28 protein-coding genes, 2 pseudogenes and 1 CRISPR repeat array are annotated in these 24,560 nt (G+C 69.7%); of the genes and pseudogenes, 14 read left to right on the forward strand and 16 right to left on the reverse strand.

Translation table 11 applies throughout. The annotated features are described in order from the left end of the window. Positions 1-409: 409 nt before the first annotated feature. The 7 genes from D9V36_RS40615 to tap all read right to left on the reverse strand — a co-directional run bounded on the left by D9V36_RS40615 (position 410) and on the right by tap (position 5,258). The gene (locus tag D9V36_RS40615; RefSeq protein ID WP_164992835.1) at positions 410-568 is read right to left on the reverse strand and encodes a hypothetical protein; all 159 of its coding nucleotides are present in this window, start codon (positions 566-568) and stop codon (positions 410-412) included. Then, positions 568-771 (reverse strand): hypothetical protein, encoded by a 204-nt coding sequence (locus tag D9V36_RS40620; RefSeq protein ID WP_164992836.1) that lies wholly within the window; start codon positions 769-771, stop codon positions 568-570. Before D9V36_RS40620 ends, D9V36_RS40615 begins: the two co-directional genes overlap by 1 nt. Before the next feature lie 35 nt (positions 772-806). Beyond that, entirely contained in the window at positions 807-1,043 is a 237-nt protein-coding gene (locus D9V36_RS02470) for a hypothetical protein (protein ID WP_129292277.1), read from the reverse strand. A gap of 76 nt (positions 1,044-1,119) precedes the next feature. Next, positions 1,120-1,602: a hypothetical protein gene (locus tag D9V36_RS02475; protein ID WP_129292278.1), complete on the reverse strand. Its 483-nt coding sequence runs from the start codon at positions 1,600-1,602 to the stop codon at positions 1,120-1,122. A 309-nt stretch (positions 1,603-1,911) separates the two neighbouring features. Continuing rightward, complete coding sequence (locus D9V36_RS02480; protein WP_129292279.1) at positions 1,912-2,472, reverse strand: hypothetical protein; 561 nt, start codon at positions 2,470-2,472, stop codon at positions 1,912-1,914. A gap of 14 nt (positions 2,473-2,486) precedes the next feature. Beyond that, positions 2,487-3,044 carry a telomere-protecting terminal protein Tpg gene (tpg, locus tag D9V36_RS02485; protein ID WP_129292342.1) on the reverse strand — a complete coding sequence of 186 codons (558 nt, stop codon included), beginning with the start codon at positions 3,042-3,044 and terminating at the stop codon, positions 2,487-2,489. A 93-nt stretch (positions 3,045-3,137) separates the two neighbouring features. After that, entirely contained in the window at positions 3,138-5,258 is a 2,121-nt protein-coding gene (gene tap, locus D9V36_RS02490; RefSeq protein WP_129292280.1) for a telomere-associated protein Tap, read from the reverse strand. 134 nt (positions 5,259-5,392) lie between these two features. Between tap and D9V36_RS02495 the strand changes: the two genes are divergently transcribed. Further along, positions 5,393-7,198 (forward strand): zeta toxin family protein, encoded by a 1,806-nt coding sequence (locus D9V36_RS02495; RefSeq protein WP_241720660.1) that lies wholly within the window; start codon positions 5,393-5,395, stop codon positions 7,196-7,198. Here the strand turns inward: D9V36_RS02495 and D9V36_RS02500 are convergent. Beyond that, a complete protein-coding gene (locus D9V36_RS02500) occupies positions 7,162-7,437 on the reverse strand; it encodes a hypothetical protein (RefSeq protein ID WP_129292281.1) in 276 nt (91 codons plus the stop codon). The two genes, D9V36_RS02495 and D9V36_RS02500, sit on opposite strands and share 37 nt — an antisense overlap. Positions 7,438-7,627: 190 nt before the next feature. Between D9V36_RS02500 and D9V36_RS02505 the strand changes: the two genes are divergently transcribed. Both D9V36_RS02505 and D9V36_RS02510 read left to right on the forward strand, forming a co-directional pair. Continuing rightward, entirely contained in the window at positions 7,628-10,312 is a 2,685-nt protein-coding gene (locus D9V36_RS02505; protein ID WP_241720661.1) for an ATP/GTP-binding protein, read from the forward strand. A 51-nt stretch (positions 10,313-10,363) separates the two neighbouring features. Continuing rightward, positions 10,364-11,006: direct repeats of the CRISPR family, unit length 29 nt; unit sequence GGGACCGTCCCTGCGCGTGCGGGCCGTAC. 371 nt (positions 11,007-11,377) lie between these two features. Next, positions 11,378-12,769, forward strand: a complete 1,392-nt coding sequence (locus D9V36_RS02510; protein ID WP_129292283.1) for an RNA-guided endonuclease InsQ/TnpB family protein — start codon at positions 11,378-11,380, stop codon at positions 12,767-12,769. 8 nt (positions 12,770-12,777) lie between these two features. Here the strand turns inward: D9V36_RS02510 and D9V36_RS02515 are convergent. Next, positions 12,778-13,662 (reverse strand): annotated as a pseudogene (locus tag D9V36_RS02515) (ATP-binding protein); the annotation flags it as partial. 186 nt (positions 13,663-13,848) lie between these two features. On the opposite strand from D9V36_RS02515, the gene D9V36_RS02520 reads away from it, so the two are divergent. Both D9V36_RS02520 and D9V36_RS02525 read left to right on the forward strand, forming a co-directional pair. Continuing rightward, positions 13,849-14,463 carry a hypothetical protein gene (locus D9V36_RS02520; RefSeq protein ID WP_129292284.1) on the forward strand — a complete coding sequence of 205 codons (615 nt, stop codon included), beginning with the start codon at positions 13,849-13,851 and terminating at the stop codon, positions 14,461-14,463. Positions 14,464-14,805: 342 nt separating this feature from the next. Continuing rightward, positions 14,806-15,183 (forward strand): hypothetical protein, encoded by a 378-nt coding sequence (locus D9V36_RS02525; RefSeq protein ID WP_129292285.1) that lies wholly within the window; start codon positions 14,806-14,808, stop codon positions 15,181-15,183. Between the two features lie 84 nt (positions 15,184-15,267). On the opposite strand, the gene D9V36_RS02530 is transcribed toward D9V36_RS02525, so the two are convergent. Further along, positions 15,268-15,687, reverse strand: a complete 420-nt coding sequence (locus tag D9V36_RS02530; protein WP_129292286.1) for a hypothetical protein — start codon at positions 15,685-15,687, stop codon at positions 15,268-15,270. On the opposite strand from D9V36_RS02530, the gene D9V36_RS02535 reads away from it, so the two are divergent. From D9V36_RS02535 to D9V36_RS02545, 3 genes are all read left to right on the forward strand, one after another. Beyond that, on the forward strand, positions 15,682-16,080 hold the full coding sequence (locus D9V36_RS02535; protein ID WP_129292287.1) for a hypothetical protein: 399 nt from the start codon (positions 15,682-15,684) through the stop codon (positions 16,078-16,080). The two genes, D9V36_RS02530 and D9V36_RS02535, sit on opposite strands and share 6 nt — an antisense overlap. Positions 16,081-16,473: 393 nt before the next feature. Next, positions 16,474-17,301 carry a Ku protein gene (locus D9V36_RS02540; RefSeq protein WP_164992837.1) on the forward strand — a complete coding sequence of 276 codons (828 nt, stop codon included), beginning with the start codon at positions 16,474-16,476 and terminating at the stop codon, positions 17,299-17,301. 10 nt (positions 17,302-17,311) lie between these two features. Then, positions 17,312-17,662: a DUF6233 domain-containing protein gene (locus D9V36_RS02545; RefSeq protein ID WP_129292289.1), complete on the forward strand. Its 351-nt coding sequence runs from the start codon at positions 17,312-17,314 to the stop codon at positions 17,660-17,662. Between the two features lie 331 nt (positions 17,663-17,993). Here D9V36_RS02545 and D9V36_RS02550 read toward each other — a convergent pair whose 3' ends face one another. Continuing rightward, a complete protein-coding gene (locus D9V36_RS02550) occupies positions 17,994-18,503 on the reverse strand; it encodes a hypothetical protein (protein WP_129292290.1) in 510 nt (169 codons plus the stop codon). A gap of 96 nt (positions 18,504-18,599) precedes the next feature. Here D9V36_RS02550 and D9V36_RS42525 point away from each other — a divergent pair, with 96 nt between their 5' ends. The 3 genes from D9V36_RS42525 to D9V36_RS02560 all read left to right on the forward strand — a co-directional run bounded on the left by D9V36_RS42525 (position 18,600) and on the right by D9V36_RS02560 (position 19,426). Continuing rightward, entirely contained in the window at positions 18,600-18,731 is a 132-nt protein-coding gene (locus D9V36_RS42525) for a hypothetical protein (RefSeq protein ID WP_277753375.1), read from the forward strand. 98 nt (positions 18,732-18,829) lie between these two features. After that, positions 18,830-19,111, forward strand: coding sequence for a hypothetical protein (locus tag D9V36_RS02555; RefSeq protein WP_129292291.1), 282 nt, complete (start codon positions 18,830-18,832; stop codon positions 19,109-19,111). A 72-nt stretch (positions 19,112-19,183) separates the two neighbouring features. Continuing rightward, positions 19,184-19,426, forward strand: a complete 243-nt coding sequence (locus tag D9V36_RS02560) for a hypothetical protein (protein ID WP_129292292.1) — start codon at positions 19,184-19,186, stop codon at positions 19,424-19,426. Between the two features lie 58 nt (positions 19,427-19,484). Here D9V36_RS02560 and D9V36_RS02565 read toward each other — a convergent pair whose 3' ends face one another. Next, positions 19,485-20,147, reverse strand: a complete 663-nt coding sequence (locus D9V36_RS02565; protein WP_129292293.1) for a PD-(D/E)XK nuclease family protein — start codon at positions 20,145-20,147, stop codon at positions 19,485-19,487. A 221-nt stretch (positions 20,148-20,368) separates the two neighbouring features. Then, positions 20,369-20,809, reverse strand: a complete 441-nt coding sequence (locus D9V36_RS02570) for a VOC family protein (protein WP_129292294.1) — start codon at positions 20,807-20,809, stop codon at positions 20,369-20,371. 276 nt (positions 20,810-21,085) lie between these two features. On the opposite strand from D9V36_RS02570, the gene D9V36_RS02575 reads away from it, so the two are divergent. Beyond that, positions 21,086-21,412, forward strand: coding sequence for a hypothetical protein (locus D9V36_RS02575; RefSeq protein ID WP_129292295.1), 327 nt, complete (start codon positions 21,086-21,088; stop codon positions 21,410-21,412). Positions 21,413-21,537: 125 nt separating this feature from the next. Here D9V36_RS02575 and D9V36_RS40625 read toward each other — a convergent pair whose 3' ends face one another. After that, complete coding sequence (locus D9V36_RS40625; protein ID WP_431357634.1) at positions 21,538-21,753, reverse strand: hypothetical protein; 216 nt, start codon at positions 21,751-21,753, stop codon at positions 21,538-21,540. A gap of 48 nt (positions 21,754-21,801) precedes the next feature. Here D9V36_RS40625 and D9V36_RS40630 point away from each other — a divergent pair, with 48 nt between their 5' ends. Then, a complete protein-coding gene (locus D9V36_RS40630) occupies positions 21,802-22,104 on the forward strand; it encodes a hypothetical protein (protein ID WP_164992839.1) in 303 nt (100 codons plus the stop codon). Between the two features lie 33 nt (positions 22,105-22,137). On the opposite strand, the pseudogene D9V36_RS42955 reads toward D9V36_RS40630, so the two are convergent. Beyond that, a pseudogene (locus D9V36_RS42955) lies at positions 22,138-22,563 on the reverse strand (helix-turn-helix transcriptional regulator); the annotation flags it as partial. A 59-nt stretch (positions 22,564-22,622) separates the two neighbouring features. Here D9V36_RS42955 and tcmP point away from each other — a divergent pair. Next, positions 22,623-23,789, forward strand: coding sequence for a three-Cys-motif partner protein TcmP (gene tcmP / locus D9V36_RS02585; protein WP_129292296.1), 1,167 nt, complete (start codon positions 22,623-22,625; stop codon positions 23,787-23,789). Between the two features lie 18 nt (positions 23,790-23,807). Here the strand turns inward: tcmP and D9V36_RS02590 are convergent, their stop codons facing one another. Continuing rightward, on the reverse strand, positions 23,808-24,554 hold the full coding sequence (locus D9V36_RS02590) for a DUF5131 family protein (protein ID WP_129292297.1): 747 nt from the start codon (positions 24,552-24,554) through the stop codon (positions 23,808-23,810). Between the last annotated feature and the right edge of the window lie 6 nt (positions 24,555-24,560).

Below are 24,560 nucleotides of genomic sequence, written 5' to 3' on the forward strand. Positions count from 1 at the left end.
TCCCGACCGGCGACATCCGCCCGCCGCGCGCCCGCGACGCCCGCATCGGGACAGACTTCGACCCGGACCCAGACGGGGGCGAGGACGCCCCGCTGCCGGACGCACCGCCCTCCCTGCGACTGGCCGGATGAACCGCGACTCCTGCCCCGCCACTGCCACGGCGCCCACCCCTACCGGGAGGGCGCCGTCGTCGTTCCCGGCCGCCACGCTGCAGCACGATGGCCCGGCCCGCTCGCGGCCCGGCACCGTGCTGCACCGCGTCGTGCTGCATGCAGCCGCTGCATAGATCTTTTGGCCTGCTGCACGAGCAGCACCCTTGTCCCGCCTGGCCCATGCAAATGCTGCGCTGCACCCCGGAACCCGGCGTGCAGCAGACCACGGGCACGACCAGGACGACGAGCAGCAGCGGCTACAGCACCGTCCCGGCCAGGGCCCGACGGTCCCGGGTCAGGGCGTAGCGCCGGGCAGCGAGGCCGTTCTCGACCGTCTCGCCGATCTCGTCGCACAGCACGGCCAGGACGTCGGCGGCCTCGGTGTCGGACAGGTACGCGGGGGCGACTTCGAGCATCAGCTCCCCGAGCTGATGCGAGCACGCAGCCAGGTCGTCGACGACGGCGCGCGATGGCGGGGGTCCGCCGGCGATTCGACGGGCGCCGGGGGCGGCGCGGTGCGGACGTCACGGACGGCCTGGCGGACCACGGCGCGCACCGTGGGCTCATCGAGGGCCTGGAGGCCACTGTGGGCGAGCACGGCGAGTCGGCGGGTGATCAACTCCGCGACGATGTCCGTACGGCCGGAGACGGCGATCAGGGCCCGCTGGGAGAGGCCGCAGTCGTGCGCGGCCGCGGCGCCGGGGTCGGTGTCTCGCGTGCGAGACAGCTCAGGGCCGTCATCTCCCGGGCGCGGGCCGCGGTGAGCGGCGGCCGCGCCGGTTCGACTCCGTGCTCCAGGTCCTCGGTGTGCTCGCCCACGCCCCCATCGTCCTCCGCGCCGGCGGGCACCACCAGGGCGTGCGGGAGCAGGGGGCGCGAGCTCCACCTCACACCCTCACACCCTCACAGATCACCCCGTTCACCTGGGGAAACAGGCTGTGAGCCTCATACCTCACAGCCCTGGGTGCTAGGACTCCGCGAGGCCGTGGCCGGCCAGCTCCGCGAAGCAGGCCACCCCCACGACGGTCGTCATGCCGATGACCGCCGACATGGCAAAGGACGCGTTGCCGAGGGCGGAGGCGGTGAACTGCAGGCCCGCCAGGGCCAGGCATGTGCCCCACAGGAGGCAGCGGCCGACGACGGTGGACCGCGCCTCGTTCTGCGCGATGAGCAACGGGGCGCTCGACAGCAGCGCGAGGGCCGCGAAGACCAGGGAGACGAACAGCGCTGCCCACACGGCGAGTCCGTCCCAGGAGCGGTAGTGCACCAGGGTGTAGGTCATGGAGCCGAGGTAGACGACAGCGCACAGCAGGGCCGCGAGGCCGCCTACCAGAGCAATGAGGAACACGACGTTCAGATCGCCGGACGCCAGGTCGTGCAACGAGTGCTTCGGGGGCTGCTCGTCGCTGCTGCTGGCGGTGGTGGGCTCGGTCTCGGTCTGGCTGCTCACTGGTGCTCCGCGGTGGTGGCTGGGTGTCGGCGGCGCAGAGCGTAAGCGATCACCTGCCGGTCGCGGCAGTGGGCCTTTCCGGCCATCGCAGGCGGGAAGCGCTGGCAACGCGCGTGCCGCCCGGGTGGCTACCAGCGGATACGGCCGTGGCCGCGACGCGGAACGGCCCGACCCAGGCATTTGAGCTCCTTGGGTCGAAGTGGTGCGGACGGCGCGGTACTCGGCTTCGGTGGGTGAGGGACACTGAACGGGCGGTCCCCGGCAGCTGCAATGCCGGGGACCGCCCGTTTGATGTCGATGCCCAGTCGGTCAGGATCGCAGGCTGCGGGTGATGGCCTGTGCGTGCTGGCGCAGCGGCGCGTCCTGCTTCTCCCATGTGGTGGCGAGGTAGTTGAGGAGCTCGGCCACGGCCCGGTCACGGCCGTCGGGGTTGCTGGTGAGCAGCCGGTCGGCGGCGCAGGAGACGTCTTCGGCCGGGGCCGGCAGGTCCCCGTGGCTGGCGTCGAGGTCGACGTCCAGGTCCAGGAGGTAGCGGTCGCCGCTGCGAGTCTGGACGGTGATGGCGTCCTCGTGCGGGTAGTCCGGGGTGGCTACGCAGAAGTCCGGGTGGTTGAGGATCGCTGCGGCGACGGTCTCGGTGAGCACCGGCCCGGGCAGGATGTCGTCGGTGGTCGGCTCCGCGTCCCGCAGGGTGAGGGCGTAGCCGGCGCCGGAGAGCGTGGCGAAGGTGACCGTGTCGTCGCCCGGCTCGGCGTGGGCGCTGAGGATGTGCGGGCTGTTCCGCAGCGCGTCGGCGATGCGGACGGCGTCGCGGTCGGCGTCGATCAGGTGGTCCTTGTCGCGGTCGATGGCCGTGATTTCCGTGGTCATGCTTTCGGTCCTTTTCAGTAGTCCAGGTCGAGGTAATCAATGTCGTTGATTTCCACGTCCGAGAGTCCCATAGCGCGGCCGCCCCCGTCCTGGAAATACACTTCTTTAAATCCGTCGGCGATGATTTGGCGCATGTCCTGGTCGCTGGACCCGGCCTCGCGGGCGTCGAACAGGCGCTGGGCGTACTCCGCGGGGAGGTGCACGGTCAGTCGCCGGAAGCGGCCGTCGTCGGTCGTGCCGACCGGCGCGGTGTAGCCGAAGCGGGCCCTCGTCTCGACCGTGATGCCGCCGGTGGCCGCGGCCTGGCGCTGCCGGCGCTTGCGGACCTGCGGCTGCCAGCGCTGCCGAACGGCGGCGTCGATCTTCGTGGCGATGGCCTTGGGCGGGTGCTTGCGGTCGCCCTTGCGGTAGCGCTCCACCGACCGCTGGCTCACGCCCAGTTCCTGCGCGACGGCCCGCGTGGTCTTGAGCTGCTTGAGCAGGTAGCCGATCTGGCCCTTGACGGTCTTGGGCGGCTCCCGGGTGAACGACTCCCGGTCGGCCCGCTCGATGGCGTCCTCGATCTCTCCCACGATGGTGCTCAACTCCCTTCAGAAATATTGGTGTTGCGGCTGCTTATGGCGGATCCGCCATAAGCAGCGGACGAGCCGGTGCGGGGGCGCGGCCTACTCGCCGTCCTCGAGGACGGCGTCGCCGCCCTTGATGTGGCGGGCCGGGTTGAGGCCCTGCTCCATGAGGTCGACCGCCCAGGACATCTCCTGGACACCTTCCAGCTTGGCCAGGCCCGGCGTGGGGCCGAGGCGGAACCCGCCCGGTTGCGGCTTGCCGGAGGCGGCGTACGGCAGGAAGTCCAGCGGCGAGCTGCCGGGCGAGGGGTAGACGACGCAGTCGGACAGCACGGCGAGCGGGAACAGGCCCGTCATCCGGGACATGTTCAGCATCTTGCGGTGCATGTTGACCCGGGCCTTGGAGATGACGGCGGCGCGGATGTCCGGGCGCCAGGTCGGGCGCTGCATGGCCGGCCACGGGTCGCCGTCCTTGTAGCCCTTGCCCTGCGGGTTCTCGAACAGCTTCCCGATGCCGCCCTTGACGGTGCCTTTGATCGCGGCCAGCACGGCGGCCATCGCCGGGTCGACCTGCTTGTGCTGCTCCATCGCCGCCAGGAACTCCGCGTCGGTGAGGTCCTTGGTGACGCCGAGGTCGGCGAGGGTGTCGACGTAGGCGGTCTTGAGCCGGTCGTGCCACGGGTCCAGGTACGCCCCGGTCTCCCGCCGCAGGTACGCCTCCAGCGGAGCCACGTTGTAGCCGAGCTCCTGGGCGTAGGCGACGGTGTGTGTCTGGTACCAGGCCGGGCCGGTCGGGCGCTCGCCGGTCGGCGTGAACGGGCTGGGCAGGCGCGGGTCCAGCTCGATGCCGGACAGGTCGACCAGCCACGAGCCGGGCACCTTGGGGTTGAACGGCGGGTTCACGAAGTGCACCGGCTCCGACAGACCGACCGTCAGGCGCGCGGCGGCCGCGAGGAACGCGGTGTTCAGGTCCAGGCCCACCGCGTAGGGCAGCAGGCACTCCTCATCGGTGAGCGTGTCCACACCCCGCACCCACTGGTACGCCTCCTCGTGCAGGAAGCCGCCCTTCCACCCGGAGTGGTAGATCGCGGGGTGCTCGGGCTGGCCCTCCGGCGGCGCCGGGTCCATCGGCGCCGGGCCCAGCGAGCCGGGGTTGTGGCCACTCACCCAGTTGCCGGTCTCCTCATCGCGCACCGGCCGGGTGGGCGGGCGCAGCGCGGTCATCAGCTCCAGGCCGTTGACGGCCGTGCCGCCGCGCGGGGTGATGACCCGCTGGGCGTAGATGCCGAGGACGCGGGCGACGTCGGCCGGCGCCATCTCCGATACGCCGGGCCAGGAGCGGGAGTCGAGGGCGTCCCACGACAGGAGCGCGAGTTGCACGCACTGCCGCTGACTTCCGGTGGCCTTGCGGTAGATGCGCGCCCACGGGCCGAACCCGCGCTGGGTGAGCTGCCACTTCGCCTTGGTGATCTGCTTGACGACCGGGTGGTCCTCGTCCAGGCGCAGGGAGCGGCGCTCCTGAAAACCTTCCAGGCGCTCGGGCAGCCCGAACTTCACCGCGGCCGCGGCCGTGAGCACGATCAGCGGATCGCTGTCCTTGCCGTGGCGGTTGAGTTTCGCGGCGCCGAGGCCGGACTCCTTGAGCGTCCACTCCACCAGCTCCACCACCGTGGTCGCCGGGCAGTCCAGCACCAGCCCGTCCACGCCGTACGCAGAGCCGTCACCGTCCAGCACGGCGAGCGGACCGTGCGGGAAACGCGGATCGGTCGCAGGCTTCGCCGCCTTCTTCGCCGCCGGACGTCGCGACGACGTCGCCGGGCGCGCGGCCGGACGGGCGGGGCGCTCCGAGACGGCCGGGGCGGCGGGGGCCTCGACCGGTGCGGCGCTCTCCGGCTCGGCGGCCTGGGGCGCGGCCGGGCCGGTGAACGTGTCCGGCACCGCCGGCTGCGGTGCGGCGACCGGGGCGCCGTGCGCGGGGTGCTTCGCCGCCCAGCCCTTCAGGAGCCGCTGGTACGCCGTCAGGCGCGGCTCCTTCGGTTCGCTCCGGCCGTTCTCCCAGTTCTTGACGCTCTGCGTCGATGTCTTGAGCGCGAGCGCGAGGCGGGCCTGGGTGATGCCGGCGGCCTCGCGCAGCCGGGCCCGCTCCGCCGGGGGCGGGAGCTGCGGCTCCTCCTCCAGCAGGGCGTCGACCGATGCGAACAGCTCTTCCTCAGTTGCCATGTGTGTCTACCTCCATCCCGAACACTAGCAGTACTTGCCCTGAGATTTAACCTAATTCTTTAACCCGCTCGGAGAATTCTGGTAGAGTGATCTTGCCGTCGCACTGAGCGGCACAGAGACCATCAGGAGGGGCAGTGGCGGTGCCGGACTTGCTGTCCGAACAGGAGAGCCTCGACGCGTTGCAGCAGGTGATCCTTCCGGCTGCCACCAAGGGCGCTGTGCGCCAGGAACGGCCGGTTGTCGTCATCGTCGGCGGCCAGCCGGGTGCCGGGAAAACCGAGGTCGCGGATCTCGTCCAGGCGGCGCTGGACCGTCGCGGCGGCGCCGTGCGAGTGTGCCGCGACTTCTACAAGGCCGTGCATCCGCGCTACGCCAAGCTGCTGGCCGCTGACGTCCGCACGGCGGGGGCCCTGGTCCGGCCCGATACGCGGCGCTGTCAGGCCGCTGTTGAGGAGCGCGTCCGGTCCGGCGGGTTCGACGCGGTGGTCGAGTCCGCGCTCGCCGATGCTGACGAGTTCCGTGCGTCGGCGGCCGCGTACCGAGGGTCCGGCTGCCGGCTGGAGCTGGTGGCGGTATCGACCGCGGAAGCCTGGAGTCAGCTCGGGACCCTGGACCGCTTCCTGACGGAACACCGTTATGTGTCCTGGACGAACCACGACACGTGCGCGAAAGAGATGCTGCAGACCCTGGCGGTCATCGAGGCCGAGCAGTTGGTCGACCGCATTACCGTCGTCCGGCGGGACGGCACAGTGCTCTACGACAACGAGCTCATTGACGGCTCGTGGCGGCGGAAACCCGCGGCCGACCAGGCGGTGGCTGACGACAGAGGGCGGCCATGGTCTGCCCGGGAGACGGCTGTCTTCCGCCGGGACCTGGCGCGCACCGACCAGCGTCTGCACCGCGAAGTCGAGTGTGAGGACCGGCGCCTGGCCGTACAGCGGGATGCCGAGCGCGCCGCCGCGCTGGCCGAACCGGTCCGCCGCATCGCGCAGCCCAGACGGGAGCCGCCCGGGGTCGACTATCACCGGCTGTCCCAGGCGGAGCACCAGTGGATCTACGACGAGCTGATCGCGCCGCCGCTCCTCGGAGGCATCGTGCCCCGGACGGATCCGCGAGCGGTGTACGTGATCGGGCAGCCCGGGGCAAACAAGGCCGCGCTCGCCACCATGGTGCATCGGGCAATGCGGCCAGGGACGACGCGGCTGGTCGGCGACGACTTCAAAACCGCCCACCCCGACTACCTGCAGCTGCTCCAGGATGATCCCCGCGGTGCGGGCGCGGCGATCCGCGCCGACTATCGCGCCTGGTACGCCAGGGGTGAGGCAACTGTGCGCGCCCGGCGCGGCGATGCACTTCTTGAGGCCGCGCCCGGCAGCGCGGAGGAATTCCTGGCCAGCGCGCTGCCGTTCGCGACCGACGGCTACCCCGTTGAGGTCGTGGTCGTGGCCGCCAGGGAGGCCGACAGCCGTCTGGCGACCGCGCTGCGCTACGCCCGCGCCCAGCAGCTCGGCATCCCGGCCCGGTTCACCACCAAGGCCGGTCACGACCGGTGCTTCGCTGCAGTCCCCGATGTTGTCGAGCTCGCCGCCTCCCATCCGGCGATCACAGCCGTGACGGTGATCCGCCGGGACGGCCAGGCGCTGCTGCGCCAGGAGCAAGGCAGTGGACGGCGAGCGGTATGGGCGCTGGCGGCAGAGCGGCAGCGGCCGTACACCGAGCAGGAGGCCACCCATGTCCTCACCCTGCACGCGGCGCTGCGCAAGGCACTGCCGCAGCACCGCCGTGAGCTGGACGAGATCGTCGCCCTCGCCCGGCCACTGATGCCCGCCGGGCTGCAGCCGGCCCGGATCGACCGGCCGCACCCGCCGCTGTGGCCACTGCCGCTCCCCCGCCAGACCTCCGGCTACGGCTTGGTCAGCTCCTTGAGCCGGGCCGCATAGACGGCCGCAACGCGGGCCGCCTCCTCCGGATCGGCGGTCGCCAGCTGCGCCTGGTCATCGAGAGCGGCCTGCCGGGCGGCCTTGAGCTCCTCCATACGCGCCTCATCTGACACCGGCGCCCGGTGCTCGGCGGCGATCTGGGCGGTGTACCAGCTCACCACCGCACGGACGGCATCGAACGCCTGCTGCTCCTCACCTCCCTCCAGCGCGGAGAAATCAGGGACGTTGGGGTCGGACACAGCGACCACCCTCCTTGGAATAGGGAACTCGCCATTGTCCCGCGGCCTGACCAGCACGACAGCCGCCTGACCGGCCGCGCAGCGGGAAAGGCGGGAAGCCCTGCTGCGGCGGCCTCGCCGCACAAGGGATCCTTGTCCAAAGGCCCGCCGCGGGGCGTAGGTTGGGCCGGGTTGATCATTTACCGGGGGGATGAAGGTGGCGGGACGAGATCTGCGGGCGCTGTTCAGCACCAACGACCGCGGCCTGACGACAGCAGAGGCATTCACCAACCGTCATACGCAGTGGGACCTGGTCGCGGCCGCACTCGCCGCACACCTACGGCACACCGCCGACCCCGCCTTCGACGTCGAGGACCTTGAAGCGCCTCGCGACAACGTGCTGGTGTTCCACGGCGTCGGCGGCATCGGCAAGACGACGCTGTCGCGCAAACTGGAGGCCGCGCTCGCCGACGCCAGCCACCGGCCCGCACAGTGGGGCGCCCCGGCCTGGTCCGGCGAGCGGATCCTGCCGGTACGGATCGACCTCTCCCGCTCCGCCGGCACCGACTTCGAGCAGATCATCCTCACCATCCGGGCCGCGCTCGCCGAGCTCGGCCGGCCCTTGCCCGCCTTCGACGTGGCGCTGCGCCGGTACTGGGAGCACCAGCATCCCGGCGAGCCGCTGGAGGAGTATCTGCGCCGCGGCGGCCTGGCGAGCCGGTTCGGGAAGGCTCTGCCGCAGCAGATGCAGTCCGCGCTCGGCGACGTCGCGCAGGCGCTGCTGCTACCGGGAACCGTCGGCACCGCGGTCGGCCAGGTGACCGGCTCCCTCGTGCGGGCGCTGCGGGAGCGCCGGCAGACCGTCCGCGCCCTCGCCGGCTGCGCGCGGCTCGCCGACCTGCTGGAGGCCGAACCTGACCTGGACACGCTCAGCTTCTATCCGCACCTGCTGGCGTGGGAGCTCGCCCAGCTCCCGGGCGACAAGAAGGTCACGCCGGTGATCCTGCTGGACACCTTCGAGGACGTCGGGGACCGTACCCACCGGGACATGGAGCGGCTGCTCCAGCGCGTGGTGTGGCTGATGCCCGCCGCGTTCTTCATCATCACGGGCCGATCCCGCCTGCAGTGGGCCAACCCCGCCCTCCAGGGCCAGCTCGACTACACCGGGCCGACGGCCTGGCCTGGGCTGGCGACCTCCACCGTCGTCCCGCCCACTGCGTCTGCTGCGTCCCGGGGAGGCAGGCGGCAGGTGCTGATCGGTGACTTCTCGCCCGAGGACTGCGACGACTACCTCGCCCGTCGCCTCGCCCGGGACGGCCAGCCTCTCATCAGCGAAGACGTCCGTCGCGTCATCACGGACCGCTCTCATGGTCTGCCGCTCTATCTCGACCTGTCGGTGATGCGGTTTTTGGAGATCCGCCGCACGGGCCACGGACCGCAGCCGGCCGACTTCGACCACGCCTTCCCCGCCCTGATCGCCCGGACCCTCTCCGACCTCACCCCGGACGAGCGGCACGTCCTGCGTTCCGTCGCGCTCCTGGACGCCTTCGACATCCCCCTCGCCACCCAGACCGCCGGCATGCAGCACGAAGCGCCGGCCAGGCGCCTGATCGAGCGACCGTTCGTCCGCGAGCACCCCTTCGGGCTGTGGCCGTACCACCTGCACGGTCTGATCCGCTCCACCGTCCGCAACGCCGATGATCAGGCCGACGACCGCTGGAGTCCGCGTGACTGGCAGCAGGCCGCCGAACGCGCCCTGGCCGCGCTCGGCGCGCAATGGACCACCAGCACCGCGCCGGGCCGGCTCCTGCTTGTCGGATGCCTGCGCCAGGGCCTCGCCCTGGCCCGGGACTTCGGTCTCGACCTGGGCTGGCTCACCGATGCCGCCTGGACGTACGTCAGCGACTCCGTGTGGGAACCCATCGCTCCACCCGCCCGGCAGAACTTCGACGGCGAGCCCACGGCGGCCGACGCACTGGTAGAGCTGCTCAGCACGCTCGCCCGCCGCCAGCACGAGCACCGCGAGCGCACCGCCGACCGGCTCACCGCGGTCGTCCAGGCCGGCTTGCTGCCCGCGGAGCTGCAGGAGATGGCCGTCTACTACCTGGCCAAGGCCCAACGCGACCTCGGCCGGTCCGACGACTCCCGCCACGGCATGCAACGCGTCGCCGGTGGCGGCGGCCGACTCGCCCCCGCGGCCCAACGCGGCCTGGCGCACCTCGCCAGGCTCGCCGGCGACTTCCCCACCGCCCTTGCCACCGCCAGCACGCTCGGCTGGGCAGGCCGCCACCACCGCGTGCTGGGAGACATCTGGTGGCCCCACGGTGACACCGCCCGCGCGGCCGCCGAATACGAGGCTGCCCGGATCGAGGCCGAGCAGCACGGGGTGGCCGGCGAGCAGGCCACCTCACAAGCCCAGCGAGCCTTCGCCATAGCGTTCACCGACCCCGGCCAGGCCGACGACGAGATTGAGCTCGCCCAGCAGCTTCTGGCCGGCCTCGATCTGCGCGCCACCACCCTGACCACCCAGATCGCAGCACTCGTCCGCGACGCCGGCAGCAGCACGGACATCGCCGACCGCACCCACCTACTGCGCACACAGATCCACGTCGCCGGACTGGCCTCACAGGAAGCGACCCTCCAACTCGCCCTGTGCTTCCACTACGCCGTCCTGGACGCCACCGACGAACTGACCGCCGCCACCATCCAGCTGCGCGAACTGACCAGCAGCGGCGACTACGCCTACTACGCCGACATCGCCCACTTCATGGCCGACCGACCCCTGCCCGCAGAGGCCGGCGCCCAGGCCCGGTGGCTCGACGGCGAGCACACCACCCGCAACCGCTGGCACACCCTGGTCACCGCCCGGCGCGAACGCCTTCATGCCGGGCGGTAAGGAGATGCGGCCGCTCTGTGGATTCGGGGCCCATCAAGTTCAGCTCCAGCTGGGACCGTCTCTGCGCGTGCGGACCGTACTAGGCATGGCTCACCAGGTGGGTGTTCCTGCGTCACGTAGGGACCGTCCCTGCACGTGCGGGTCGTACGCGGACGGTGCAAGGAGCATCCAGCGCATCATGGGACCGTCCCTGCACGTGCGGGCCGTACTTCGCGAGCTTGGCTATGGCGATCAGAGCACCGGGACCGTCCCTGCACGTGCGGGCCGTACTCCTGGTGCCCGGCCGTACTCACGAGGATGGGACCGTCCCTGCACATGCGGGCCGTACAGCTGCACACCACCCCGTCGATGTGCTGACTGAGGGGACCGTCCCTGCACGTGCGGGCCGTACGTGAGGCCCCGGACCCACCCCCCCCTGCTTGCTGGCGGGAGGGGACCGTCCCTGCGCGTGCGGGCCGTACGACCTGCCCCGTGCGACCTCCCGATCATCTCGGGACCGTCCCTGCGCGTGCGGGCCGTACGCTTGGTGGGCCTTGTACGCCTTGGTCCACAGGGGACCGTCCCTGCGCGTGCGGGCCGTACCCGATCCCAGCCCGCCCAAGGAAAGGCTGTTGGGGACCGTCCCTGCGCGTGCGGGCCGTACCCGATCCCAGCCCGCCCTGTTGGGGACCGTCCCTGCGCGTGCGGGCCGTACAGTCGCTGACCTGCATGCGGGCGCTAACGCTTTGCAGTTTCAGACCACTTTCACAGATTCCGGCAAACGTTCCTTATCGTACCTATCCACGCGGTAGTTGGGACGGGCGGCTCGGTTTCCCGGCCGCGCTGCCCTGCCATAGGGCGGGGCTTCTCGCTTCCTTCCTCATCGCGTAGCGGGGAGGGGCTGCCTGCCCTTGCCGTAAGGCTGGTGCAGTCCACGAGCGTTCTACTCCCCCGTCCGGGGGCCGAGCTCGCCCGTGTCGGCGAGCAGCCACAAATCTACACACACCTGACGGAAACAGTTCGTATCGACGCGTATGCCATTTTCCCGGGCATTCATTGTCAGTGCCGGGTGTGAAGCTACGCACCATGACCGAGAACACCGTCACCGTCGTGGTCCGTGAGGCACTGGACCCCACCCCTGAACAGAGACTGATCCTGCACCGCTACGCCGATGCGTCGCGCTGCAGTTTCAATTTCGCTTTCGGGATCAAACACGCCGCTCAGCAGCGCTGGAGCCACGGACGGGATCTGCTCCTGGCGCAGGGCCTCACGTCAGCTGAGGCAGCCAAGCGGGCACCGCGGGTTCACATGCCGTCCCAGCCGGACATCCAACGGGTCTTCCTCGCCGTCCGTGAGCGGCCGCTGCCCGGCCCCTGCCGCGTAGGCGAAGAGCCGCACTCCCTGTATCCGTGGTGGAAGGGGGTGAACGCGATCGTGTGCCAGCAGGCGTTCCGCGATGCCGACAAGGCCTTCGCGAACTGGAAGAGCGCTTCACGGCGGGGCGCTGGCCCGGTCGGTTACCCGCGGCCCAAGCGGCGCGGTCGGTGCCGGGATTCGTTTCGGATGTTCAGTGTGCGGCTGGTGTCGGAGGATCTGCGGCACGTGCGGATCGGCGGGGAGCGCGACCCGCACGGGCAGCGTTCCTTCGTGGTGCGGCTGCACCGTCCGGCGCGGCGCCTGGCACGGTTGCTGGCCCGGGGAGGGGTGGCGAAGTCCGTGACGGTCGCTCGGGAGGGTCACCGGTGGTTCGCGGCGTTCAACGTCCGCTTGCCCGCTCCGCCGGCGGTGCGGGCGACGCGGCGGCAGCGGGAGGCGGGAACGGTGGGAGTGGATCTGGGCGTGGCGGTGTTCGCCGCGACCTCGGACCCGTTGGTGATCGGTGATGACAAGGTCCAGCTGTTCGCGAACCCGCGTCATCTGGACAACGCGCGGCGGCAGTTGCGTAAGTGGCAGCGGCGCATGTCCCGGCGTCATGTCAGGGGTGTTCCGGCTCACCGGCAGTCGAAGGGGTGGAAGGAGGCGCGGGACCAGGTCGCGCGCCTGCAGGGTCTGGTCGCCGCGCGCCGCTCCTCCACACAGCATCTGCTGACCAAGCGCCTGGTGACCCAGTACGCGCAGGTCGTACTGGAGGATCTCCGGGTGCGGAACATGACCAGTTCCGCTCGGGGCAGTGTGGAAGCGCCGGGGCGGAACGTGGTGGCCAAGGCCGGGCTGAACCGTGCAATTCTCGACGTCGGCTTCGGGGAGATCCGCCGCCAGATCGAGTACAAGGCGCCCTGGCACGGCACCACCGTCTCTGTGGTGAACCCCGCCTACACCTCGCAGACCTGCAACCGGTGCGGCCACACTGATGCCAAGAGCCGCCGCACCCGCAGTCTGTTCGTCTGCACCCGCTGCCGGCACACGACGCACGCCGACACTGGCGCCGCCGTCAACATCAAACGCCGCGCCCAGAGCGCCGCGCCCAAACCCGGCTGAGGACGGCGGTCGGAGGCGGACCAGCACTCACGCTCCACGGTGCGCACGGTGACGGCCTTGCCGGTCACCGCCTGGCGGAATAGGTGCATGGCCTTCATGCCGGCTCCTTCGGCGATGATCTGCCGGTCGATCACGTCGCGGGTCTCCACCCATTCCTTGCCCCACACTTCGGCGAACGGCGTCCCGTCCCAGGTGGTGACGCCGGCGAAGGCCATGCGGCATCCGACCGCGCCGAGCAGCGAGCCGCGGAGTGCGGGCGGTACGTCCTCGAGGGAGCGCAGGGTCAGGACGGCGTCGGCGTTGGCGGAGCGGAGGCGCTGGAGGCCGCGCAGGGCGTCCGCGGTGATGGTCTGCGCGGCGTCGGCCAGGACGAGGCAGGCGAACGGCGGGCTGTTGCCGGTGCGGGCTGCCGCGCTTTCGGTGAACTGCGCCAGGATCAGCCGGGCCATGATGCGTGAGGCTTCGACGTGGCCGCGGTCGGGCAGATCGATCCGGATCCGCAGGGGGCGGTCCAGGGCGCGCAGCGAGACCTGGTGGGTGCCGCCGGCGGGGTTGAAGAAGGAGGCAAAGGCGGGGCGGTCCAGGCGCGCGATGCGGTCGGCCAGGTGTCCGGCCACGTCGTCCGGGCGTCCTGCCTGCCGCGCACGGACATCGAGTTCGCGGAGCGCGGAGGCGGATTCCGGGGTGTCCTGGGCGGTCAGGGCGGCGCGGAGGGTGTCCAGGGCCTGCGGTGCGCCATCCAGCAACTCCCGCAGCCCCGGCACCCCGGGGAAGCGATCGTGGGCGGTGCGGAACGGGCCGAGCAGCTGCGCCAGAGCGGCGCCGGCCGGGCCGACGGCGACGAGGGCGCACTGCCCTGCCAGGGCCTGGAGCGCCATCGCCTCCACCACCGGGCCGGCAGCGCCATCCAGTGGCTCGACGACGCGCACACCGTACAGCAGCGCTGGCGCGGCCTGGTCACCGCCCGTCAGGACCACCTGCGCGGGACGCAGAGCGGGAACGGTCGGCACGGCCGCCGACTGGCTGATCGAGGGATGCCGACCGCGCATCTTCAGCGGTGTTCTGGTCGTTTGGTAGGCATGGAAGACACCCGTCAGCTCGCCGAGCTGGCTCGCTGCATCGACGAGCACAACAGCATGTCGCGCAGGGCGCGCGAACTCTTCGCCCGGACACAGGAGACAAGCCAGAAAATCGGCGACCTCGTTAACGCGGCTCTCCGCACGGGCACCTCCTGGAAGGACCTCAACCGTCTGCTGGCAACCGTGGAAGATGCCCCGCCTCCAGGGGCCCTCGCCTCGAACCACTCACCTGAGCAGGCGCCCTCCCCCTCGGGAGTCGTGATCCCTGCCCAGGCCAGGAACACCAGTGCCCCCTTGCCTCGTGAGAGGACCGAGCAGGAGGGCGTTCCGTCGCTCCTTGTCCGCGCATACGCTGTCGTTTCCACCACGCCGGAGAGGGAGATGGCGTCGCGCGACCTGGCAGCCGCGCTGGGACACAACGTGAATGCCATCGGAGGGGACCTGTGTGCGCTGCTGCGGGAAGTGGGAGTCGTACGCCCCAACAAAGGCAAGATCAACGCTCGCTACGAAAAGCTCAGTAACCGGCTACCGGGCTTCACCGCAGACTGCCTGAAACAAGCAATCGACGCCTACAGCGCTCGGACGGCACCCGTCCTCCCCGCGACCGGCACGTAGACACGCCAGGCCGGACCGGGTCAGCTGGCGGCGTCGGGGTCGATGCCCTGCGCACGGGCGAGGGCGAACAGCACCCGCTCGATCGTGTCCAGACGCTGGGTGATCGACCGCTCCCCCGGCGAGCCGACGGCGTCAGCGAGGGAGTCGATGTTCCCGAACGCTTGCTCTACTGCTCACGGATCGTTGCCAGCTGCTCGCTGTGCTCCGCAAGCGTCCGCCCGGTGCGGAACGCTTCCGCCTCAAGGTCCACCCTGGTCACCACCCGGCGCGAACGACTGGGCGCAGGGCGGTAAGACCTGTTTGTGATCAGAGCGTCTGTCCGGCCGGGCGTACGGTGGAACTGTGAGTGACCAGTACGCCCAGTGGGCGGCTCGTCCGGTGCGGAGCCTGGGCCAGGTGCCCGCCAGGATCCCGCTGGTGTGGAAGGCCGCGCGGCTGTATGCACACACGTGGCGTATGGCCCGGCACCGTAGCCGTCACCGAGATGCCGGCCACGTCGAAGATGCCCTGGCAGTGCTTGCCCTGAGCACGTCCATCTACCACGACACCCATTGGTACGGCGTCTTGCAGGCCGCACGGGCGGGCGCTACGAATGCCGAGATCGCCATGGCCCTGGGCATCTCCATCGACAACGCCCAGGACCTCGTGCACCGGATCGCCAAGCGCGATCGGGAACTCGGGCAGCATGCCCGCCCGGAGGGCGACAAGGGCAGGCACTGACCTCGGCCGAGCCGTGCTGAGCCTCTCTGTGGAGTGCGGCCTGGCCCTTGATGACGCGAGGAGGCGGCCTGTGCCGCCGAGTGATCAGCTTTCGTTCGGGTTCTTGCCGACCAAGGCCGACAGCAACTCGACGATCTGGGCCTGGTTGCGGTCGAGCTTGTCGTTCAGGCCGCGCACATCCTCGGTGAGCTGGCTAACCTTCTCGTCCAGATTGCTCACCTTCTGGTCAAGGTTGCCTACCTGGAGCCGGACCGCGGTGAGATCTGATTTGACGATCCCGAACTCGCGTTCCGTCGTCTCATGCCCCTGCTCGAAGCGGCGGGTGAGAGCAGCGATCTCGCTCTGCGCGATGGGGTCGTCGGCCACGCTGGGCACTCCTGCCAGATCATGAAAATCAGCGGTCATCGGGCGCTCCACGATATCGCGCCGGCCGGGAGCCGTAGCCGCCCATTCGGCGTACGCCAGACAGGGCGCGAAGATCACCGCGAGGATGGCGGGATGCATACACAGCTGCAGTTCAAGGCGTGGTTCACCGACCCGGATCCGGACGCCGAGCCCGACGACGAAGTCAGCAGGCCCGTTGTGGGGTGGCGGGAGTCGGATGGCGCCGCGATGGTGCTGGACGCGAAGACCGGCAGCGTGGTGCCGGCAGCGGAGCAAGAAGGGTTCAAATCCGTAGAGGAGCTGCCGGATACGCGTCCGCTGGGAGTCGTGCCGGGCAACGGCTGGCGGATCACCCAGACCGGCAAAGGGCCCGTAGGTGGTCCCGCGCGTCCCGTGGCGGCCTTCCTCGTCTACGCCGATCACGTCGTGCCGGTGATGAACCTCCCGGGCCGCGGCGACTACAGCGGGGCTTGGAAGGCCCGCGGGTGGCGACTTCTGGACCCGGACAGCTAGGAGCGCACCGTGGCGGTCACGCGATCCCCGCCCCGTCGCCGTCCAGCGGCTGGGGTCCGGCGCCAGCCATCGAGCCTCGGACGCTGTGGCCGGCCCTGTGACGGCGTCGGGGAGACGAGCCGGGCACAGCCACAGCGCCACAGCGACCCTGCGTCTCCCCGCCCGCCAGTGCCCTGCGCCACGCTTGCTTGATCACGCAGAGGGACCCCAACGGCGCACACGCACGGGACTCGCGGCGATCTCGACGTGATGCGAAAGCGGCACGTGGCGGGCGCCTCCCGAGCACCGACCCCGCCTCGCCGGGAACGCGGTGCGGCTGTTCACGAACCGGGACTGAGGTCGGAGGTCGACGGTCGGGGTGCGACCAGCCGGTATCGGCGGTGCGATGGGGGCATGGCGCAGACCATCGCGAAGCGGACAATCACCTGGGGCCTGGTCAATATCCCCGTGACCGTCCACGCTGCGACCGCCCCGCATTCCGTCCCGCTCCACCAGGTCCACACGCGGTGCGGCGGCGGCCGTATCCGGCTGAGGCGCATCTGCGAACGGGAGGGGGTGGAGGTTCCTTACGACCAGGTGGCTCGCGGCTACGACGCCGGCGACGGGCGCGTGGTGGTGCTCTCGGAGGACGACCTCGCCGACCTTCCGCTGCCGGCCTCGCCCCGCGCCATCGAGGTCCTGGCCTTCGTGGCGGAGGGCCGGATCGACCCGCTGCTGCTGCACAAGCCCTACTACATCGGCCTCGGCGACCCCGCCACGGCCAGGCCGTACGCACTCCTTCGCGATGCCATGCACGAAAGCGGCCTGGCCGCCGTCACCAAGGTCGCCATGCGCACCCGCGAATCCCTCGCCCTGCTCAGACCGCGCGGCGACGTCATCGTGATGCAGACGCTGCTGTGGCCTGAGGAGCTGCGCAGCAGCGAAGGGATCGGCGTACCGACCACCTCGCCGCCGCGGCGCCAGGAACTGCACCTGGCCCGCACCCTGATGGACATCGTCGGCGAGGACTTCCGCATCGAGGACGAGCACGACAGCTACAACGCCGCCCTGGAGCAAGTTGTCGCCGCTCGCCTGGAAGGCATTGAGCCTCCGCGCACACCGGGCCCCGCCGAAGGCCGGCCGGTGGACCTGATGGCCGCGCTCGAAGCGAGCGTCCGGGCCGCGCGGTCGCGGCGGGCCGACCACCACGAGGGCGAGCCACCTGAGGGCCCGCCGACGTAGAGTCGAACGCGTGAACGAATCTTCTCCGCTGCCTGACGACGTGGAGCGGTTGAAAGTGATCGCGACCTACCTCCGGCTGGAGCTGGAGCGCGTTCACCGCCACCTCGCACAGGCCGAACAACGGGAGCAGGAACAGGAGGCGGCCCGTCAGGCCGCCGCTCGCGCTGCGCCGCCGCCGGCCTGGACGGTGCAGGTGACCGTAGGCGCCGATCCGCGCCCGGTGGCCATCCACCACGGCCAGTGCACCATCGGACAGCCCCGGGTACGGCCGATAACCCGGCGCGCGGCCATCGAGGCGCTGACCGCCGGGGTGGAAGCGTGCTCGCTGTGCCGCCCAGAGCGTGAGCTCCAGATCGACTGAGCCACGGACCGCGGGAATGCGCCCCGCGGTGGGTGGATTATGTCGCTGAGAAGAAAGGTTCCACCGTGACCACACCTGCCCCCACAACCACCGTTGCCCTGACCTGCCCTCCCAAAGATGTCGGGAGGTGCGCAACCTGTCAGCAGCCCTGCCACCGATACGGACACGGCGGCAACCCGCTGTGCCAGATCTGCCGCTCCAAGGTCGAAGCCGGGCGAGCCAAGCCGCCAGCCGCCGCGTAGCCGCCCGGACCACCGAGCAGGGGCAGCTGCTGCTGAACCTCCCCGGCTCGATGCCCGACACTTCCCCCTCTTCCCCCTCTCCCGCCGGGTCAGGTCTTGCCAGCGGGGGTGGCGGAGGGTGCCGAGGCGACCGCGTCATCGACGACGGCCTGGGGCACAGTCTGCGGGGGCCGGCCCTGTTTGATGTGGTCGACGACGGGGGCGATGGCGTCGTACATGCGCCGCGCCAACGGCTCGTCCTGCGGCTCGCTGAGCGGACCGTCGTGGGCGTCGTAGTCGAGTTTGCGCAGGTACTCCACCAGCTGCGGGCCGGTAAGCGTGACCTGGATCAGGCCGCGTTTGCCTTGATCGCCGCCGAGCTTGACCGGCTTGACCTTGTCAAACTCGTCGTCGTCCCTTTTGTCGAGGCCGCTTTTGCGGGTGCGGTCCCACATGTCCTTGGTGCATGTGACCTTGAACTCGGCCAGGCCGGCGGCCTTGTCCAGACGCTTTTGCTGCTCGGGCGGAGAATCGGCGCTGCAGCCCGATGCACACAGTGCAGCAAGCGCGATGGCGGCCAGGGCGGCCGTCGCGCGACGAGGGTTCATGGAGTTCGGCACGACCGAATCCTGGGCGACCACACCAGCCGGGCGGTGGTGTTTCGCTGTCCTCGGCCGGATCCGGCTGTCGCATGGCCTGTGCCGTATCGCTCGATCGTGTCTGACACCAACGACGCCGCCCCGTCGCTGTCCAGCGGCGGGCGGCGACGGGGCGGTGATCAGTCCGGCGCCCTCGGCCCGGTGCGGGTGGCCGCACGCCGCGCACAGCCGGTCGGCATATGCCTTTGACATATTTGACAATTGTCTTTCGTTTCTCGTTTCTTACTGGCGCGCTCGCTGTTGCGATAGCGTCTATTCGCGATCGGCTACACACCTGGAGGGCGGCAATGACCGATAAGCCGTGGACCATTGAAACCATCCGCGATGCTCTCGGTAGCCCCACCCTGGCCAGCCGCTTCATCGGCGAGATCAACAAGGCGCCAGCCCACGAAGTCCTCACGGTCTTCGCCAAGTGGCAGGGCATCGCCGAACGGACCCTCGCCGCAGCCGAGCGCGCTCGCCAGCTGGCAGAAGCCGACGACCGCGGCGAGGAACTACCCGGTGACTGGGTGGACCGCACAGACTCGGTACTCGCCGCAGCCGAACGCATCCGCCGCGGCGCAGCCTGATCTTCTGATTCCCGTCACGCACAGTCGCCGATCCGATACGTTGACGCTGACGCCCCACCGAGGAGAACAGCGTTGTACCGGCTCACATACGACCCCGGAATCGAAGCGGTCCAGGACTCGCTCCCCCCAGCCGCAAGCGAACCCCTCATGCTCGCCCTCGCCGACGCCTGTGATGCCCCTCTCCTCGCCACACAGCCCTGGGGTCAAGCCGATGACAGAAACCGCATGATTGAAGTCGCCGGAGTGCGCGCCCTCCTCTTCATCAGCTACAGCCAGAAGACAATCGCTGTGCTGGCCATCGACCCCATCGCCTGACGAGCGGAATCAGCGGATCGCCCTCTCGTATCACCAAGCTGGTAGACCGCGTGCCGACTCACCCTGCCGAGGACGCCACATCCGGGGTGCTGGACAGCAAGCCGTGCTTACGAAGGGTGGGGGCGCGAACGCCACACCAGCACGAGCAGTAGTTCCGGCGGGCAGCAGTTGGGCGCGGTTGTGCGCAGACCTCGCAGTGTCCTGGCGGAATTTCGGGGGCCAGGCGTCTGAGGAGCCGCTCGATGCGATCAACGTCTTCATGGGTGTGTGGTTCGGCGTCGGCGACGCATTCCTCAAGCAGCTCGTTGAGCGTGGCGCGGAAGGCCGGCAGGTCGCGGCGGCAGGCGCCGAGCAGGTCGAGATACTCCTCGACGGGCCAGCTGACCAGTGTGTCCGAGCGGGTGAGGTGGAGACCGACGGTGTCGATTTGGTGGTGGTCGGCGGTGTCGAGCAGGAGGTAGCCGAGCAGTTGCCAGGCGTCGGCTTTGCGGAGCGTGTGGGGGTGGCGGGTGCTTTTGAAGTCGATCAGCATGCCGTCGGCGATGAGGTCGGCGTCGGCGGTCAGGCGCGTGTCGGGGAAGACGGGGCCAGGGGTGCAGTCCTCGGGCCAGGTGCGGGGCGCAGGTCCTGGAGCGGACCGCCGGCGGCTTGATGGAGCTGACGGAGGTGAGCCGAAGCGGGGCCCGTACACCAGTCCGCTGTTGTAGCCCTCCACGGGCATGCGAGCCGGATCTGGTCGTCATCGACATCACCGCGGTCGACGAGTCGACCGGCGCTGGTGCACAACGAAAACGAAGGGGCAAGGTCGTAAGACGCCCAGTCCACGCTGCCGTCTCCGGAATGATCGCCAGAGGCGGGAGGTCGTCCGAGTCGCCGAGAACTCTGGGGATCCATCGCCGTGCTCGGGCGCTCCCCGGTCCTCGAAGCGCGACTCCTGCGCACTCAGCGCAGTTGCTCGGCTAGTCCGACGATGATGCCCTCCGGGCCGCGGAGGTAGCAGAGCAGATAGCTGTCCTCGAACCGGGCGATCTCGCCGACGAGTTCGGCGCCGTGAGGGCGCAGGCGGGCAACGGTGTCCTCGATGTCGTCGACGGCGAACATGACGCGGTGCGTGCCCGGAATGTTGTGCGGTTGGTTGCGTGGCCCGGCGCTGATCGCTGCGGGGCTGCGGTACTTCGCCAGCTCGAGCCGGCTGTGACCGTCTGGGGTCCGGACCATCGCGATGTCACAGCGGACGCCGTCGAGTCCGGTGCACTGGTCGGCGAAGAGGCCCTCAATCTCCGCCCTGCCCTCCAGCTCCATACCGAGTTCCACGAAGAACGCGATGGCGGCATCCATGTCCTCGACGACGATGCCGACGTTGTCCATCCGCTGAATCGCCATGCTGGTTTCTCCTTCTTCCTCGTGCGGCTGGTGGTGGCCGCTGATGTCCCTGGGACGGAGCCAGTGGCACGTTCTCGACGTCCGCAGACCGCCGAACTCCGAAAAACTGGATCGCGCCTCAGCACCGCTACAGCAGACGGCGGGTCTTGGTGTTGGAGACCGATACGCCCAGCTTCGCGACCACCGGCGCAGCCTCGCCCCGTAGCTTCCACCCGCAGCGGACAGTTGTGCCACGTTTGGGAAGGTGCTGGTGGCGGCGGGTGAAAGTATGGCCTGGTGAGCGGTGACGAGCGTCAGACAGCGGCTTGGGATTTGTACACGGCCCTCCACGGACTGGCTGCTGGGCACACGCAGGGCGAGATGCTCACGGCGGGGACCCCGCAGGGAGCGGTCCTGGGCGATGTGGACTACGCACTCGACCGACTGCGTGCCAGCGGTCCGATCCTGGCTCGGACAGATGCTGAGCTGGTGGCCATGGCAGAGGAGGCTGTACGTGCCTGGGCCGACCGCTCCGCCGACCGCCTCGTGTCGTTGCTGCCCGTGATTGACCAACTCGCCGTGATCAGTGGTGGCCATCTTCCCGACAGCTTGCCGCCCGTGTAGATCGGTCAACCAAGGTCCGCTGCCACACGAGAGCTGACCGTCTCAGCCGGCCGTGCCGCCGCCCGTCAGCACCCGTCCGGGCGAATGCGCGGTGCGGAAACGTCCCGGCGGGACGCGGCCGCTGCCTAGACGTAGACGACGTGGACGACGGTGACGGTTAGCACGGCGTTGCTGACGTAGTAGCGGACGACGGCCCCGCTGACGGTGGCCTCGCGCCGGTCGGCGTCGGCCTTGACCGGGGTGGATCCGTGCCCGTAGGGGTCGGCGGCCAGGCGCTGCATCCCGGTATCGAAGGCGGGCGGCCGGCAGCTCTCCGGCGGTGGCGACGACGAGATCGTCAGTGTGTCCGTCGCAGGGCACGGTGACGGGACCAGCCAGCGGCCTCACCCGTGCCCCTCGCCGGCCCCCGCCTCACCCCGTGGCCGGACAACGCCGCCCTCACCCTGCACCTGCCCCGCGCCTCGTGGACCACTTCCGGACAGGGGATCAGCGGTCAGAACGTGCAGAGCACGCCGAAGCACGGTCAACTGCTGCTCCTGGAGACCGAGCAATTGACGGAGCCGACCAACTTCCGCCTCCGCCAACTCACAGCGGTGACACTCCTCGACCAGCTGCCGCTCCAGCACCGAGACGTCTCGGCTGTCGGACCCCATCGCCGGGTCAGCCTCGATTCGCCCCGCGGGAACTGCTGACCGAGACAACTGCAGCCCGGCCGCACGCAAGTCGTCCTCCGGAATCAGCCAACCGAGCACACCATCTCGTACAGCATTGGGGAATCTCCCCGCATCCCGACGACGACGGATAGTGGACCGACTCACCCCGCACACAGCAGCGGCATCTCGTTGAGACAGCAAAGAAGGATTCATAACGGGTGAACGAGCCAGCCCATCGCCGGGCCACCCCGAGCCGTACCAGGAAGCTTCAGAGGTGAGCCGGCGGCGCAGTTCGCGGGGAGCAACGTCCAGGCTGGCCCGGTTCAGGCCAGCCTTCTGGCACGTGAATCCAGTGTCGATGACTGTAGAGGCACCCACTGATCGAGTGCCTTCCACAGCCTGACCTGGCATCAAGTCCAGCGGGGTCGCCAACCCGACGCGCCTGATGCACCCGGCTGCTCCCCGGAACCGTGGTCTGGCGTCCTGAGCGTCACGCATCGGACAATGTTCGTGGCGTTCTGTGATGCGGGGAGCATCATTCTGAGGGGGAATGCGGCATGTCGTCGAGCACGGATGGTGAGTACTGGTCGGCCCGCGGGCTGCCGAGCGTCTTCAAGCACAAGCTGCTGAGCAGCTACATACCGTCCTTCGGTGGGATGACCGGTTCGCGGAACAAACGGGTGGTCTACCTCGATGGCTACGCCGGAGAGGGCCGGTACGAGGACGGCACCGAGGCATCCGCGGAAATCGCCATGCGCGTGGCGTGCGACCACCAGCGTCAGCGCAGCGTGCAGTGGTCGTGCTTCTTCGTCGAGCGGAAGGCCGAGTCCTTCGCCCGACTGTCGGCCGTGGCGGAGTCCTACCGCGACCAGGGCGTTCGAGCACAGGTGCACAATGGCGACGTCAGCAGTGTCCTGCCACAGGTCATGGCGGCGGCAACCGGCGAGCCGCTGTTCCTGTTCCTTGACCCGTGCGGACTGTGCCTGCCCTTCGACCAGCTCGTGAACGTCCTGGCGCACAAACGCCCCAAGCAGGCGTGGCCTCCGACCGAGCTGCTGATGAACTTCAGCATGATGGCGGTGCGCCGCCTGGGCGGCAATGCTCGCTCCGACAAGGGCCTTGAAGCCTCCTCGCAGAGGTTCGACGCCGTGTGCGGCGGCACCTGGTGGCGGGAGTACTACACCGGTGGCCCCCGCGCCGAAGCCGCCGCCAAGGCTGGCGTCCCCGTGGACGAAGCCGTCGCCAGGGAGTACGCCAAGCGGCTGGGCAGAGCGACCGGGATGTCTGTCCGGTCCGTCCCCGTCTACAAGGCCCCCCATCACACCACCGCCGTCTACCACCTGGTCTTCGCTACCCGCAGCCAGCACGGCCTATGGGTGTTCGGAGACGCAGTGGCCCGCGCCCGAGATGCCTGGTGGGACACCCTGGACCTCATGGACGGCGCGCTGTTCTCCATGCGCCCCGACCCCACGCGGCTGGAAGCGGAAGCAGTGCCAGCCATTGCAAGGAACCTGGAAGCCCTCCTTCGAAAGGGGCGGCCGATCAAACTGGTCGACCACACCCTGGAGCTCTTCGGCACCTACTACGGGCAGGTCAAGGAGCCCGTCGCACGCAAAGCGGTCAAGCACCTGCACCAGGAAGGCGGAACAGCTACCAACGGGCAGGGCCCGAAGCCCCGAAACCTCATAGTCCAGCCGCCCCGGGCATTGCCCCGAACTGCCTGAAACTGTGTCGCCCTGGGGCTACGCGGCTGCCGGCAACGGCATCTGGTCCCAGGTGCGCCCCTGCAACTCCCGCCCCTGCGACTTCGGTGTACGGCCACCCCACTGCTTGAAGAAGAAGGCCACCTGGGCCTCAACGCATACGTCTCGGATCCCCGTCACCCAGCTCTCATCCAGCGGACGGTGCCGGGGACCGGATTCCCCACCGGCGATCACCCAGTCGATACCGCCCAGGTCCAGACCGTCGAGCGGGCCGAGCAGCGGCTCACACGACAGGAACCGGACCGCAGCCGGCACCCGCCGCAGATCATCGACCCGCGCCAGTTCCTTGGAGGTCTCCACCGACACACCCATCCACAGGTTCGACGGCCACTCCAACCGATCGGCGACCTGCCGCAACCTGCGGGCCCGCTTAGTCAGCACCTGGTAGGTGTGCTGAGGCGTATCCGCCATCACCGCGAACACGCGGCGCACGAAGTCCAACGGAACCCGGGCATGGAAGAGATCCGACATCGAGTTCACGAACACCGTCCGCGGGCTCCGCCACCCGTACGGCACCGACAGGGCGCCCTCATGCACCGTCAACCCGAACCCAGGACCGGAGGTTCGCGGATCTCCGTCGGCCTGGTACTTCTCCGAGCCCATCGCCTTCAACCGCTTCGCGAGAGCCAGCGCATAACAGTTGTCGCACCCCGGCGACACCCGGTCACAGCCGGTCGTGGGGTTCCACGTGGCCTCGGTCCATTCGATCCCACTGCGGTCACTCACCGCTCA

This window comes from Streptomyces lydicus (assembly GCF_004125265.1).
Taxonomy (GTDB): domain Bacteria; phylum Actinomycetota; class Actinomycetes; order Streptomycetales; family Streptomycetaceae; genus Streptomyces; species Streptomyces lydicus_C.

Bases quoted from the DNA above. Each gene is read 5' to 3' on its own strand.
- D9V36_RS02555 (WP_129292291.1), top strand. From the start codon at position 18,830: ATGACCGATAAGCCGTGGACCATTGAAACCATCCGCGATGCTCTCGGT.
- D9V36_RS02505 (WP_241720661.1), top strand. From the start codon at position 7,628: ATGAAGGTGGCGGGACGAGATCTGCGGGCGCTGTTCAGCACCAACGAC.
- tcmP (WP_129292296.1), top strand. From the start codon at position 22,623: ATGTCGTCGAGCACGGATGGTGAGTACTGGTCGGCCCGCGGGCTGCCG.
- D9V36_RS02535 (WP_129292287.1), top strand. From the start codon at position 15,682: ATGCATACACAGCTGCAGTTCAAGGCGTGGTTCACCGACCCGGATCCG.
- D9V36_RS02530 (WP_129292286.1), bottom strand. From the start codon at position 15,687: ATGCATCCCGCCATCCTCGCGGTGATCTTCGCGCCCTGTCTGGCGTAC.
- D9V36_RS02510 (WP_129292283.1), top strand. From the start codon at position 11,378: ATGACCGAGAACACCGTCACCGTCGTGGTCCGTGAGGCACTGGACCCC.
- D9V36_RS02570 (WP_129292294.1), bottom strand. From the start codon at position 20,809: ATGGCGATTCAGCGGATGGACAACGTCGGCATCGTCGTCGAGGACATG.
- D9V36_RS02565 (WP_129292293.1), bottom strand. From the start codon at position 20,147: ATGCCCGTGGAGGGCTACAACAGCGGACTGGTGTACGGGCCCCGCTTC.
- tap (WP_129292280.1), bottom strand. From the start codon at position 5,258: ATGGCAACTGAGGAAGAGCTGTTCGCATCGGTCGACGCCCTGCTGGAG.
- D9V36_RS02480 (WP_129292279.1), bottom strand. From the start codon at position 2,472: ATGACCACGGAAATCACGGCCATCGACCGCGACAAGGACCACCTGATC.
- D9V36_RS02540 (WP_164992837.1), top strand. From the start codon at position 16,474: ATGGCGCAGACCATCGCGAAGCGGACAATCACCTGGGGCCTGGTCAAT.
- D9V36_RS40615 (WP_164992835.1), bottom strand. From the start codon at position 568: ATGCTCGAAGTCGCCCCCGCGTACCTGTCCGACACCGAGGCCGCCGAC.
- D9V36_RS02520 (WP_129292284.1), top strand. From the start codon at position 13,849: ATGGAAGACACCCGTCAGCTCGCCGAGCTGGCTCGCTGCATCGACGAG.